Source organism: Alteromonas sp. RW2A1, assembly GCF_001886475.1.
In the GTDB taxonomy this organism is placed as follows: Bacteria; Pseudomonadota; Gammaproteobacteria; order Enterobacterales; family Alteromonadaceae; genus Alteromonas; species Alteromonas hispanica.
On record NZ_CP018031.1, the window covers coordinates 2004791 to 2018501 of the forward strand.

11 protein-coding genes and 1 pseudogene are annotated in these 13711 nt (G+C 43.9%); 5 read left to right on the forward strand and 7 right to left on the reverse strand.

Annotated features, from left to right (window positions below):
- Window positions 1-271: 271 nt before the first annotated feature.
- Together BM528_RS08995 and BM528_RS09000 are read right to left on the reverse strand one after the other, a co-directional pair.
- Complete coding sequence (locus BM528_RS08995; protein WP_061094524.1) at window positions 272-808, reverse strand: hypothetical protein; 537 nt, start codon at window positions 806-808, stop codon at window positions 272-274.
- A 3-nt stretch (window positions 809-811) separates the two neighbouring features.
- On the reverse strand, window positions 812-1696 hold the full coding sequence (locus BM528_RS09000; protein ID WP_196897293.1) for a hypothetical protein: 885 nt from the start codon (window positions 1694-1696) through the stop codon (window positions 812-814).
- Window positions 1697-1776: 80 nt separating this feature from the next.
- Here BM528_RS09000 and istA point away from each other — a divergent pair, with 80 nt between their 5' ends.
- Both istA and istB read left to right on the forward strand, forming a co-directional pair.
- Entirely contained in the window at window positions 1777-3300 is a 1524-nt protein-coding gene (istA, locus tag BM528_RS09005; RefSeq protein ID WP_071979583.1) for an IS21 family transposase, read from the forward strand.
- Window positions 3301-3309: 9 nt separating this feature from the next.
- The gene (gene istB, locus BM528_RS09010) at window positions 3310-4044 is read left to right on the forward strand and encodes an IS21-like element helper ATPase IstB (RefSeq protein WP_071979584.1); all 735 of its coding nucleotides are present in this window, start codon (window positions 3310-3312) and stop codon (window positions 4042-4044) included.
- On the opposite strand, the gene BM528_RS09015 is transcribed toward istB, so the two are convergent.
- From BM528_RS09015 to umuD, 5 genes and pseudogenes are all read right to left on the reverse strand, one after another.
- Complete coding sequence (locus tag BM528_RS09015; RefSeq protein ID WP_196897292.1) at window positions 3990-5543, reverse strand: hypothetical protein; 1554 nt, start codon at window positions 5541-5543, stop codon at window positions 3990-3992. The genes istB and BM528_RS09015 overlap by 55 nt on opposite strands.
- A gap of 11 nt (window positions 5544-5554) precedes the next feature.
- Window positions 5555-8023: a hypothetical protein gene (locus BM528_RS09020; RefSeq protein WP_071979585.1), complete on the reverse strand. Its 2469-nt coding sequence runs from the start codon at window positions 8021-8023 to the stop codon at window positions 5555-5557.
- Between the two features lie 4 nt (window positions 8024-8027).
- Window positions 8028-9437, reverse strand: coding sequence for a tyrosine-type recombinase/integrase (locus tag BM528_RS09025; RefSeq protein ID WP_061094527.1), 1410 nt, complete (start codon window positions 9435-9437; stop codon window positions 8028-8030).
- Between the two features lie 188 nt (window positions 9438-9625).
- Window positions 9626-9859: pseudogene (locus tag BM528_RS09030) on the reverse strand (Y-family DNA polymerase); the annotation flags it as partial.
- Between the two features lie 7 nt (window positions 9860-9866).
- The gene (gene umuD / locus BM528_RS09035) at window positions 9867-10316 is read right to left on the reverse strand and encodes a translesion error-prone DNA polymerase V autoproteolytic subunit (protein ID WP_015066540.1); all 450 of its coding nucleotides are present in this window, start codon (window positions 10314-10316) and stop codon (window positions 9867-9869) included.
- 639 nt (window positions 10317-10955) lie between these two features.
- Here umuD and BM528_RS09045 point away from each other — a divergent pair.
- The 3 genes from BM528_RS09045 (at window position 10956) to BM528_RS09055 (ending at window position 13660) form a co-directional block, all read left to right on the forward strand.
- Entirely contained in the window at window positions 10956-11861 is a 906-nt protein-coding gene (locus BM528_RS09045) for a 3'-5' exonuclease (protein ID WP_015066541.1), read from the forward strand.
- A 213-nt stretch (window positions 11862-12074) separates the two neighbouring features.
- Complete coding sequence (locus BM528_RS09050; RefSeq protein ID WP_015066542.1) at window positions 12075-12374, forward strand: hypothetical protein; 300 nt, start codon at window positions 12075-12077, stop codon at window positions 12372-12374.
- 317 nt (window positions 12375-12691) lie between these two features.
- Window positions 12692-13660: a WYL domain-containing protein gene (locus tag BM528_RS09055; RefSeq protein ID WP_015066543.1), complete on the forward strand. Its 969-nt coding sequence runs from the start codon at window positions 12692-12694 to the stop codon at window positions 13658-13660.
- Window positions 13661-13711 lie beyond the last annotated feature (51 nt).

Consider the following 13711-nt stretch of genomic DNA (forward strand, 5'->3'; position numbering starts at 1 on the left):
CAATTTAGTCCTTTTTCTTATTTTTTTTTATGATACCAAGAACAACATCTTGTGTCTTAGATTCTGAAAGTTAAGTCACCCGTTTGTGTAGACAAATTACTGGTATTACAAAAAGTAAGTCAAATGGTGCTTTGGTGAAATGTATTTAAACGCTCACAACACACTTAGGGGCAGAGGTGAGTTAGAGCAACCTGTCGGACCTAATTGCATCGTGATTTGAATTTGACAGGTTGAGTCCAGACTAATCCAGCTAAGAACATAAGTCTCGGAGCTAATCTAGCTTCTCTCGCTTTTTGAATTCTAGAACGTTGCCTGTTGCCCCCGTTGTTTCCACATCGATCATTAACTCAATATGCTTGCATTCTTCAGGCATATGTTCCCACATAGCAACGGTCATTTGGTGCATTCTCACGGCTTGAGACTTTAAGCGTTTTTTATAATCTCCAAGCTTTTCTTCTTTCTTCTCAATTTCTCTCTTAAGCTTTTTGATTTCTTTTTTAGCTTTGTCTAAGTCTTCCTTAGCCTTTATGTGGAGAGGGTGGCCGCGAACCACAGTATCGGACACATTGCTTACTCCATGAACACGATTTGCTTCAGCGCTTTCGATCAGCGCTTTTGTTTCTGGATAGCGCCTGGCCGATCCATTCGATAACCCCGCTTCTTTCTCAACATTAGAAACAACAATTTTAAGCTTGTTGGCTTTAAGCTTTTGTTTCAACTCTCTGTTAATCGGCTTTTGATGAACAAGCCGCGCCAATGCGTCTCTTAGCTGTCTTTCTGTTGAGCTTAACTCCGCCTTGTCTGTCATGCCTTACGCCTTCCTTGTCGTTTCGATAACCAAATTCAGCACATCTTCTGCAAATTCATACTTTTCATATTTAAATCCTAGATCATCCATGATCGCTTCCGCAGCTTTTACCTGCATAAAGTATTTGGTTGCAGAACTGGAGTTTAATTCATTGTTTTCTTTTAAAAACTCAACGTTTCTCATTGCGTCCATACGGGAGGATTCGGCATAAACAGCATTTTCAATAAAATCATATTCGCAGTCTACACATTCACTTAAATCAATATTGATACGCATTGAACATTGAGTGTTAGTGCAATACATCCCAGGAGCAATAGCATGTAAATGTTCTTTACCGTTGGTCAACCGATCTATCCAGTAGTCAACCGATAGCTTGCGTTTGCTTACTCCATCTTCAAAATAACTTTCACCTTCGCGACTAATCTCAGCCGCTGCTGCTTGACCTTTACCTCCTGCGATACGCTTACCATTCGCCATTTTTTGATATATGCGAGCAAATATCTCAGCCTGTTGTGTGACTCGTTCTTTTTGTATTTCGCTGTAAAGTTTTTCAAATGAATAGGCATTTCGGGCATACCATCGCGTCATTGCCATCGACAAATGCGAAAATTGCTGCTTCAAGGCGGGGAAAGAACACAGCTCATAACCAATTAGGTAGTACGCGAGGGAGCGCCGTGTCTGGTGTGGCGAAAAGTGAAATTTATCACCCTGATTAAAAGATGTTTGGGTTGGGTCGGAGGTCTGTAAATGCCCCATATCTTCTGCTGTAAGTGTAAAATCAAATTTATCGCTGTTAAACCCCGTATTAATTTTAGTGTGTAATGCGTGCGTATTCTGATGTTCTCGATCGCTGATTCTGGCTAGCCCGATCAACTCTATTCCGGTCATTCGATCACAGACTTTTTCTTCACCACCCGATCAGTCTTTTATGCTTGTTAACTTCTTTTAATTTTAAAGAGGAAACAAGTATGTCAAAACCTACTGACATAGAACGCGTTAAAGCGGTTCTCTATCTTAAGCTTGATGAAAACCTCAGTAACCGGGACATCGCCAGGAGACTGAATGTGGGGGCTGCCACTATATCTGATATTCTCGGTAAATTCAGAACCCTGGATTGTGGCTGGCCGTTACCTGAGCATGCCTCCGATCAATGGCTACATCAGTCACTTTATCCTGACAGGAAAGCGGGCCGTATTAAACCTGATTATGGCCTGATGGATATTGAACTGCGGCGTAAAGGTGTAACTAAACTGCTGCTCTGGGAGGAATATCAGGCTAATTACCCTGATGCTTGCTATAGCTACAGCCAGTTTTGCGACAATTATCGTGAATGGAAATCCCAGCAAAAGCGCTCGATGCGATTTACGCATAAAGCAGGCGAGAAGCTATTTATCGACTTCTGTGGGCCGACATTACCGATTGTAAATCCCGGCACCGGAGAAGTGCGTAATGCCCAGGTCTTTGTTGCGGTACTGGGCGCGTCAAACTACACCTTTGCGATTGCCACAGAAAACCAGAAGCTCGAAAGCTGGCTGGAGGCGCATGTGGCTATGTTTGCCTTCTTCGGCGGCGTGCCGCAATTGCTGGTACCGGACAATCTCAAGTCAGCGGTCACCAGAGCCTGTCGATTTGAACCTCAGTTGAATACAGCTTACCAGTCATTAGCGAATCATTATGGCTGCGCCGTGATGCCTGCAAGACCTCTGAAGCCAAAAGATAAAGCGAAAGCAGAAAATGCCGTACTCATTGTGGAACGATGGATAATGGCAAAATTGCGGCATCAGGTCTTCCATACCTTATCAGGCCTTAATGTTGCTATTCGGGCGTTACTGCATGAACTGAATCAGAAACCATTCCAGCGATTACCGGGAAACCGACAAACCTTGTTTGAATCGCTGGATAAACCAGAGCTGGCCCCGTTACCCACAACACCATGGGAATACACTGAAATCCATATTGCCAGAGTCGGTATTGATTACCATGTCTTGTACAAAGACCATTTCTACTCAGTTCCTCACCTCTTTGTCGGCAAGTCAGTTGAAATACAGGCTTCTAAGCGGCTTATTCGGATTTACTACCAACGCGAGTGCATTGCACAACACATGCGTAGTGACCGAAAAGGTGGCTTTACCTGTGTTGATGAGCATATGCCTGCCAATCATCAGCATCAGAAATGGTCACCCGGAAGACTCAAGAACTGGGCAAAGCAGATCGGCCCTTCCACACTTGAAGTCACCGACGCCATTCTGCAAAGCAAACCACATCCAGAGCAAGGTTATCGGGCCTGCCTTGGGCTACTTAACCTTGCAAAGAAATACGGCGAAAGTCGCCTGGAACAAGCCTGTCGCCGGGCTATTGATATAGGTAATCCCTGTCGAGCCAGCGTGAAATCGCTGTTGCACACCCACCTTGATAATGCCCCGAAAGTGGATGACGTTGAAACGCCCAATCTCACTCATCACAACATCCGCGGCCCTAAATATTACAAATAAGGAACTCAAATGAACGATCTACTCATCCAACAATTACAGCAACTGCGCATGACAGGGATTGCGGATATGTTAAAACAGCAACGCGCTCAACCCAACACCTACTGTGAATTAGCCTTCGAGGAACGGTTGTCCCTGCTGGTTGACCATGAAATGAACCAAAGACGGACAAACCGCATCAACCGACTTCGTAAACAGGCACGACTCAGGTTAAATGCAACACCGGAAGAACTGTCATACGACAATGGCCGCGGATTACAAAAGCCAAGAATGGCCGATTTATTAAATGGCGGATATCTTAGTCATCATCAGAATATCATTGTTACCGGAGCCACAGGTGGCGGTAAAACCTATGTAGCTTGTGCGCTTGGTGAACAAGCGTGTCGCCAGGGAATACGTGTTGGTTACTGGCGATTACCACGATTAAACGAGCACTTACACATCGGTCACGCTGATGGCAGTTACACCAAGCAGCTAGCAACGATAGCGAAACAACAGCTACTGATCCTGGATGACTGGGGACTGGAAAAACTCACCGTCAAACAGGCAACAGACTTACTGGAGGTGGTAGAAGACAGGCACGGCGTAAGTAGCACCATCATCTGTAGTCAGCTACCTGTAGAGCAATGGCATTCAATGATAAGTAACGGCACGGTTGCCGATGCGCTACTAGATCGCCTCATCCACAATGCTCACCGGATAACCCTCACTGGGGAGTCAATGAGAAAGCAACAAACCATGAGGTAAATACCTGTGGCAGACTGCGGTCTGCCACAACTACTGATCGGGCAAGCCATAATACCAGTGATCGGGTGTATCAGAATTGGGGTGATCGAGAGGCCGGAATTAGTGATCGGGAAATGCCTAATACGCAATGCGCTCTTCCCTATAGGTTGGGGAAAAGCGATGTCCTTCAAGTTTGCAAACATTCGATGATTATTTTTCTTTGCAAATCTGTCGCGATAAGGCGTATTAATAGCATTTAACATATGGAAGGCTTTCCAACCCGTTTCCGTGGTTACAAACGTGTCATTTTTGGTTTGACTACTGATCGTAATTTTTGATTGGCGTGTAGTTAGAAAGTAAATGGTTTCCTTGCCAGTTTCGGACTCACATCCATTTTTATCGAAAGTCGTTCTTTGCGCACCGTAAACAGGACTCATTTTGTACAACTCGTCTACGCGCATTCCTGACAATGCCAAGCAAAGCCATGAGGCTTTTGTGTTCAAGCTTCTCAAATACTGTCTAAAACCAGCCCAGCCATAATAAGTGTTGCCAATGCGTGCTCTGAAGATACTAAGACATTCTCGTCGTATTTGAATGCGGGGTTGAATAGATGTGAATATTTGCATCCACCGTGGATCTTCACCTTTATCCGCTAAGGTTATTCCATTGTTGTCGAGCGCCTGGGTAAATCGTTCCCATGATTCTGCATAACCGCCATGAGGTTTATGGCTATAGCCGCTTCTAATCCTCAGAATTTTTCTTTTTACTTCATCGGAATAAAAGGAAATCATCTGCTCAACTGCTTGTTCGATTTCATCTCTTAATCCGTAGGCTTTTACGATATCTTCACTGTACCCTTTTAATGCCGCAAAATAGATTCGGGGGGGAATCACCACTTTTCCGTTTTGCGCATCAGAACTCATGTTGTACATCTTATGGGATTGATGTGAAAAATTGACCTTGAAAGGTAGCAGCCCTTTCAAGTGGACAAGACTATTCAACCCTATAAAACAATAGCTCCTAGAAATATCATACCATCCCTCAGTAACCAAAATTTCTAGATGCTCTTGATTCAATTCCTCAAATGAATTGATGCCACGTTTGATTAGTTGGGCAATATCCTTTCGAAGAGAGTTTTTTTTATTATTTATTGAAGCCAGTTCTATATGTTTAACAGAAAACCACATATCCGCTAATGCTACGCACTTCATTTGATTAAGCATGTGACGCTCTTTTTGATGAAGTACAATGACATTTTCTTCTTGCTCTGGCTCAATGTTAAAAATCAAGTTCGTGACCCCACTCCCTTTGTAGTCAGAATTTCTAAACGCCCATATATCCTCGCCAAACAAGATGGTCTTTTTTTGATCTTGATAGACCACCATTTTGTCTAATTCTTCCCAATCGCCTCGCAGTAGCGCAGGGAGAAGTTCCTGTTGCAAATAGTCGCCTCTATCACCAATTAAACGCATGGTATCTAAGGTTGAATCCATATCTTGTGAGTTTTCAAAAGACAGCATAGATATAGCCCTTATAAAAATTGGGTAATGGAAGATAACGAGTCGAAAAGTGGATAACGCCCTTTTTCTTCAAGCAAATCCTCAGCTTGTTCAACGGTCTCTAATGGGAGGCCGTCAAGGTTAGCTTGAAAGCGATTTATCTTTAATTGAATTACCGAAGCGCGTTCTGGGTATTGGTCAATGGCTTCACTTAACGCATCGAGAAAGCTCAATAGTTTATAAATAGCGTAGGGGTCATCAACGAGTTTGGCGCTTTTGCAAAAGACGCAAAGATCGTATTGATAGCAGGTAATATCTTGACCCTCTTCAATAATCCCTTTTTTTTCTGCGAACTTGCGTGCTGCATAATGCCAATCTTTCTCTGACAGCAAATCAATTTCCCCGCCGCAGCTAATGCCATTGGGGTTTGTAGGAGCATTACGTTGTTTCCAAACATCGTATTCTAAGACGGGAATTTCCAATTCTTTCTTAACCGATTCTATAGCTTCACTGCGGCTCTTGCCCTGGGCTATGTAGACTAACCCCATCATCCCTTGTGACATTTGCTTGTTGTTTGATACAGGGTGGCCGTTGGGGTAATGTCTTTCAGTTGTTTCAATATTGTGCTGCAAAATTTTTCGGGCTGTCCACCCTTTTTCTTCAGCTTTATACTCTAAGTTAGAATGAGTAGTGCGAATCCTACTGGCGGTAATATTTATAAAGTAATCACCGCGACCAATGCCACACAATTTTAACAGAACTTCGCGAATCGGAACCTCACCTTCTGACCACTGATAAGTAACATATTTACCACCCAGCGGTAGTAAGAATGGATGCTTGGTTGTTGAACTCCCCCCACCAAAACCATAATTTTTTCTGGGTAAAGGGTTTCTGCTCGCAGCATAACGCTCAACCAATTGAAGAAAAGGTTTGTATTTAGCTGCAACAATAAACTCACCTTTAGAGCCATCAGCATATTTGAAAGAAACTGTGATCGCTCCATCGGAATCTTTCTCTGAATAATTAAGCGGTATAAGCGCGTTCCGCAATGAAACATCAGTCATACATGAAAGAGCAGCGTAAGCAATAGGCATTGCTCTTATTGTTACAACTTGCTTTTTAAGAACGGTGACTTTTGCTTCCATCGTGTATACACCATCATCTCGTTTAATCTTGTTAAACGTGGTCATCTTTTGATCTTTAACAATGTCGGCGTAGGTTTTTACTAGATGGTCGGTCAACTCAGCTCTGCTATCAGAAAGCAAATTTAGGTTCTTTGATAATTGGAATGAAGCTCCAGACACATCAACCTTGCCTTTATCACCTTCGCTATTGAGGAAATATATCAGAGTGTCATAAGGGTCTTCGCTGTAGGTTTTCGAGAGGAGTTCGAGTGCTCGAAGAAAGGTAATTCCGTCAGTTTCTCCAACAGTGTCGCGCTTATTGATGTCAGCGACAATAAACCCAGCTTCCTCATCTTTGGCTTCGGGGTGGGAGCTTTCTTCTAAGCCTGAAAATAACGCTTTTACGTCCTTTGATGCACGACCTTTGTAAGCGCGAACTTGAGCAACTTTTGATGTCCGACCATCTTTATTTGACGTAACCATTTTAATGGGGTGGCGAACCTGTCTAATCACTGTGTCGTTAAATGCAGTGTAATAGGCAATCAAAGTGTAAGCTGCCGACATGCATTGATTAAAAGGACTCGCTAAGCCTTCTGAAGCTGAACCATTTTTTCTCCCAAGTGTAATCGTGATGTCACGATTATCTATTCTTTCAACCACAATGTTTTCTAGGTATTGAGGTGGGGGCGATTCGGGGTTTTCTTCTTTAAACGCAATAAGTTGAGTTACCAAAGAGAAAAAGAGAAGCTGAGTGCGTCTAACTAGTGCATACCATTCGCTTGATGTATAAGGTAGTGTAGCAAAATCTGTTATCTCACCAGTAAAGCTCTTAAGCGTGGCTTGCATGTCTGACACATCAAAATCAAGCACTGGAAGCATCGAGTCGAGATTCATCTTTTTTTGAAGAGCTGAGGATTCCAACAAACCAAACTCTTCACCATTATGATACTGAAATTGGTATTTTTTAGGCTCACTAGCAATGTCAACTAAGCGCCGTAACTCACCTGAGTTACCAGCGTAATAAAGATATCCAGCCTGACTAAAAGGGTCGAACTTCTTAATGTCGCAAAATGCAATGTAAGTCTTTAAGGCGCTTAATTTAACTACTAGAGACCATGCATTGGTTTCATTTTTCTTCTCTTGATCAACCCATCTTTTTAGCTTTTGCATTCTTTCCAGTCGAGAGGGTTTAGCTAATGGTTTTTTGGGATCACACTGTTCATGACACCAATAAATAAAATTGTGTCTTGTGCTGTTTAGCACCCCTTCTGGCCGTATATCAACGATAAAATCTAATGAAGTAACATTTTTCTTAGTAATCGGCGGAGCGGGTGATTTATTTTGATTTCTCGATGCTGCTAATCGACTTTTTGCCATATCATCACCTCAGCGATTGTTGTGCGAATTGATTTTTACGCTGAGCGAATTCCAACCATGTTTTATTGTCATTCATGTAGTTAACGTATTTTTGAGTGGTAGAGGTGCTTTCATGCCCCATCAAATCAGCCAGCTCCTGTAACAAAGCCTCGAAGGGCTTACCTGTTTCCATATGTTTGCTGTACAGCCAGTCGGTTGCGAAAGTGGCTCGTAAGTCATGAGGGGCAAAATAAATATCAAGCCCACAGTGTGTCAAATCATTGCGGATAGTTTCCACATACTTTTGAATGGTGTTTGGAGCGTAGATATTGCCATTCGATTTAACGAATAAGTGGTTATGGCGAAGTAATCCTTTTTCAATAGCCTTCTTCCTCGCCTTACTTAACTTGTACTCGTACAACAGATCCATGACACTGGCTGGGATTTCAATTGTTCTGTTTTTTTTGAACTTGGTTAAGCAACCGTTAATATTCTCACCAATTTGCACCTTAACTACTTTAGCTTTTGGCTTGTCCACGACAGAGGCAGGAAATGTTATTAATTCCTCCAATCTCAATCCCGTTTCAGTTTTTAAGTACACCATTAGGGCTTTAGTGTCAGATGAATTTTCAATATCAAGGTGTTTATAAAGCTCTTGTTTTTCATCTTCACGAAGTGGGTTAAGCTCTCGAATATCAGCATCTTGAGGTTTTTTTATGTTCTTAAATGGTCTAGTGAGACCTGTGGTGTATACAATAATTTCCTTACTGTGACTGCGATTGAGATGTGAGAGCATTTCATGTTGTGCTCTGTTTCCTTTGTTGCTTATGCGAACAGTCTTTGCCTTAAACTCAAATGGTCGAAAGGTTTTGCTGATTGAAATGATCCGCTGGCGATGAAGGAAGATGAAGTAATTGACAACTTTCAAAACATAGTTAGAGGCTGTACTTGGAGAACCACCGACTTTTCCAGTTTCATCCTTGGTATAAAGGTTTTCCAATAAATAGTCTCGATATCTCACGATTGGACTTTCCTCTACCTTCTCGGTGCAGTCATATATTGTTAACGGAGGTTTTTCATCAACCAGAAGGCCAGTCCTTGGGTGTGTATGTTCGGGGATTTCCGTGCTCAACCACCGATAGAAGCTCAATAACGCAACTGCATGGGATTGAATCGTCTTATCGGAGGATATATCTGGGTCTGCCAACAAAGAGTGAAGATATAGATTCACTGGCACCACATTGATACCATCGGGGTCTATTAAAATTGGAAGTTTATGAGCAAATGGTTTTGAGTTGTCCCTAACGTCATGGATGATCTCGCCACTGTCAGGGTGTGGCCTACTTATAAATGAGGGATATTTCTCCGTACTAATCCACATAAGACAATAGTCAAAGCCGAAGTCATCTGGAAACGACCTATTTTGTTCAATCACATTAACACCTAAATCATCCGTTATTCACACTGCTAAGCCTTCCCCCAGGGGGTTACGCGTTCATACATCTACTTTTTCAAGATATTTCTTAACCAATAGTAAAAATTGTAACCACCCCTCATCTCGACGTCTAATTTATACAACCTGAAACATTACAACATGTGATGTCTAAAGTATTTCCCAACTGTAAGCGCATAGTTGGACGAAAAGGCCAAAATGCCATGACGCAGCATTTCAGATTTGATCTGAAAGACGGGTACACCCATTTTTATACCGAGTAACTTAGCTTCACGCGAGCGTGCAACCACGCAGCCGTCATTGTTGGACAGCACCACAACCGGTGTATCTTTTAAATCAGGACGAAACAGCTTCTCACAACTGGCGTAAAAATTGTTGCAGTCCACCAAGGCAAACACAGGCATGGGATAGTCACGACTTACGGCGCATGTTTCGCACCACATTGGTGACCACACCAAATATCTCCAACTCTGTTCCTTCAGGAATATGAATGGGCTCATACGCCTGGTTTCTTGGGATCAGCATGACGCACGGCCTTAGTTGAAGCTCCTTTACCGTGAGTTCTCCATGGATTCCCGCTATGACAATGTCACCGTGTTCTGCTTGGACAGAGCGATCAACCACCAAAATATCATCTGGGTGAATCCCGGCATCAATCATTGAATCACCTTCAACACGCACAAAGAACGTTGCAGCCGGTCGCTTGATGCACAGCTCGTTGAGGTCGAGCATTTGCTCAACATAATCCTGCGCTGGTGAGGGAAAACCAGCAGAAACACGTTCCATGAACAATGGAATACGAAGGCGCTTTGCTTTGATGAAGGCAAGTGCGCCGCTACGGCCTATCAGCGAGACACTCATGACGAACCTCGAAAAATCATAATTAATACTGTTTGTTTATACAGTATCTAATGCTATGCTGATTTCTACAAGTAGAATTGTAGGTAAAACTGGTGTTGTTCGAGTAAGACGTTGTGTCGTGGGTGATTTCTTTTTTGTGTTGAAAAGCTTGATGTGGGGATAGCTCGCCCTCGTCAAAGCCTGCAAGGCTTGGACATTACTGCTTCTGCCTACTGCTCTTGTTTCTGTTACTGATCCTGTTACTGCTACTGGTTAACGCATGGGTCAAGTAACCGTCAGACAAGGCTTGTTGAACCCTTTGCAAAGGGTTTAAAAACAGTTAGTAAAATTCTGCTTCGTATTGAATTTACTGGCTTAAAGCGAAGTTAGGAGCACCATTAAAATGCTCAGTCGAACTCAGTTCAAGCCTTTTGCAACCGTTTGAAAAGGGGTTGGCTAAGCCATACGTAAAGGGTATCGGTAAGGGTTACCTAAAGGGTTTAGCTAAGGCTTTCTGAAAGGCTTAGCCAAAGCCTTCATACATGGGTTCACCCAGTAGAAAGATTAAAAAAACGCTTAGGTATCCAAGGTGCATTTAGAAAAACCTGTGGCACAGTGAAATCACCTAAAGCGAACAATAGAAGTGAAGAGGAACCATCAATGACAAGAGCCCCTGCGCCATTTCCGCTAGAGCGCCTCGCGGATATCCCAGAAAGGCCAGAAGATTTTAGATTGCTGGAGCGCATTCCATTAACGCGTGAACCGCAGTCCTGGCCACTTGAACTTTCGCCTATGGTCGGTGATGAACAGCCAATGGTGCTGCTCGATACAGAGACAACTGGACTGTCTGCCGATGATGAGTCCATTATTGAGCTTGGTATGGTAAAGGTGCTTTACAGCCCCTCTGCTCAGCGGATTGTGTCGATTGTTGATGTGATCAGCTTGTATGAAGATCCCAGCAAGCCAATCCCCGAGCTGATTACCGAGTTAACCGGTATCACTGATGAGATGGTGCAAGGCCAGCACATTGATGATTCACTGGTAGCGAGTTGGTTATCCGATGATCCGCTGGTGGTTGCACACAATGCACAGTTTGATCGTCCTTTCTTTGAAAAGCGGTTTGCTGCATTAGGACATCTATCTTGGGTCTGTTCAGCCAGTGGCATAGATTGGAAGGCGCTGGGTTTTGAAAGTCGAAAACTTGAGTACCTGCTGCTTCGCTTAGGTTGGTTCTATGAAGGACACCGAGCTGCAACCGATTGTTTGGCGATGGCCTGGTTGTTTCATTTGTTGCCCGAGTCCGTTGCAAACTTGTTGTCTGAAGCAGACAGGCGAACTGTATTAGTTCGTGCGTTTGGTGCGCCGTTTGACGTAAAGGACTATTTAAAAGAGCGCGGTTACCGCTGGCATGACGGTGTTAAAGGTGCCAACAAACATTGGTGGCGCGAAATCAGCGAAGACGAGTTGCCGCAGGAACAAACTTACCTGGATGATTTGTACCATCGTGGCTCAGAACATGCCCACTATGACTACAAAGATGCTCGCAATCGATTTAAAGCTTTGTAGCTCTCTACAAGGTAAGCCTTGCATATTTGAAAACCTCTGGAAAATGGAAAGTGAACTTACGTTATACCCAAACTACTTGGTGTTGCAGCTAGGCGGCAAGTAAGTGAGTCCCCATGAGCATAGATCTTCTATGTGATTGGGGTGAGCGAATGCAGGTAACACCGCTGCGGCTGCAAGTAGGAAGGGTATATAACCAACAAGAGGAATCTTTCCATGTACCAAGACACCTACATTGAATACTGGGGCGAAATCTTCGTCTCTGCCCGCATCATTGAATTTGGCATCACGTTCGAGCGCTTTCTAAAAGATCCATGGAAGCATTTGATGTCCTGTGGCCAAGAATCTGCACCGGACGCGATTGCTGAAGGGATGCTGCCATTGCTACCAGCCCAGGCAGAAGTTGCCAGGCGTGTTCGAGAGAGTGAGCAACGAGCCCTGATCTCTACAGAGTCGGACAAAGGGGTATCGCATCGCGGTAACATCGTGGTGCCACTGGTTCGGGTAGCGCATTGATAGCGGCTATCAGCAATGGCATGAAACAAGGCCTTCACGCTCATGACTCAGCGGCAATTGTAATCCAGATCAAAAAGTTGCCGCTTAGTCTTCCCTACAAAATAATTTGTGATAGGATGATACCTAATAAAATTAATTAGGTTGAAGCCTATTCAGTGTTTTATGGCCATCTGTTCAGCTTCAACCGGTAGAGATTGATTAGCCATTGCGGATGAATAGCAGCTTTATGCCATGCCGTTCAATGTGATTACGTGATGTCTGACCGAACTTTATAAACAGAGTTTTAAGAATCTGGTTGAATTGGATAAACAAGACGCATGACAAATGATGGTCTGAAAAAAACGGTAGTGGCGAGTTCACTCGCTAAAGAAAGTGCGAAAGGAAAGCCAGATAGGCTTTCGCAGATAGCGCAGTTGCCACAAGCAACCAGGGATCGCATTGCCCACATTGATTTCACCTTATTGTTTAAGGGAGAAGCGGTACGGGCGGACTTAGTCGATCGCTTCAGTATAGCTGCCGCACAAGCAACGAAAGACTTCACCATGTACAGAGAGCTTGCGCCAGGCAATATTGAGTATGACCAAAAGCTCAAGTTGCACAAGCGTGGTGAAGCATTTGAACCCCTGTTCGACTACGACGTTGTGAGAACTCTGGCAACCATTAGCCAAGGCTACGGCGATGGCTTCACTGGAAAGGTAAAACCACCTCTGGCTTGTGAAGCGCCTTATCACCTTAACAAGCCGAGTTTATCGATAGTAGCGAAAGTCACCGAGGCCATCCACAAAGGCAAAGCCTTGAGTATCACCTATGTGTCGTTATCGAGCGGTGAAACAACGCGTGAAATTGTACCGCATACGCTGGTGGACAATGGCCTGCGTTGGCATGTTCGTGGTTTTGACCGCAAGCATGGTGAGTTCCGTGACTTTGTATTGACCCGCATTAAAGCTGCGGTTGTGCTTGAAGATTCAACCTTGTCGCCTTCTGTTATCAAAGAAAGTGAGCTCGAAACCCAAGATCGACAGTGGAACCGATTCGTAGAGCTTGAGTTAGTGCCGCATCCACGTATTGAGCACAGCGAAGCGATAGAGCTGGACTATGGCATGACGGGTGGCGTTCTAAAGGTTGAGATTAGAGCAGCAACCGCTGGCTATTTGCTACGCCAATGGCATGTGGATTGTTCTACGGAACACTCATTAATGGGCTTTGAGTATCAGCTTTGGTTGCGTAACAGCCAGGCTCTTTATGGTGTCACAAACTTAAGTATTGCGCCGGGTAGAACAAGTTAATCGAACGATGTAGCGACCATTGAGACGTTACATAAAGAACAGAATTTTAAA